The organism is Streptomyces sp. BE303, from assembly GCF_036290945.1.
In the GTDB taxonomy this organism is placed as follows: domain Bacteria; phylum Actinomycetota; class Actinomycetes; order Streptomycetales; family Streptomycetaceae; genus Kitasatospora.
Map to the genome: position 1 here is coordinate 1 of NZ_JAQYWZ010000183.1, position 312 is coordinate 312.

The window sequence follows — 312 nt, forward strand, 5'->3', positions numbered from 1 at the left end:
CAGCGCCGCCGCGTCCGGCAGAGACAGCACCCCGGCCACATGCGCGGCAGCAACCTCACCGATCGAATGCCCCACCAGCACGTCCGCCCGCACACCCCAGTGCGACAGCAGCGCATGCAACGCCACCTCCACCGCGAACAACGCCGGCTGCGCGTACCCGGTCCGGTGGATCAGCTCCTCGTCCGCCAGCACCTCCGCCAACGGCCGGTCCAAGTGAGCATCCACGTGCAACGCCACCTGGTCGAACGCGTCCGCGAACACCGGGAACGCCTCGTACAACCCCCGGCCCATCGACGCACGCTGCGCACCCTG

The 312-nt window shown here is 70.5% G+C and carries 1 protein-coding gene; it reads right to left on the reverse strand.

Annotated features, from left to right (window positions below):
• Nucleotides 1-312, reverse strand: a 312-nt coding sequence (locus PUR56_RS01070) for an acyltransferase domain-containing protein (protein WP_329947451.1), incomplete at both ends; no start/stop codon positions are given.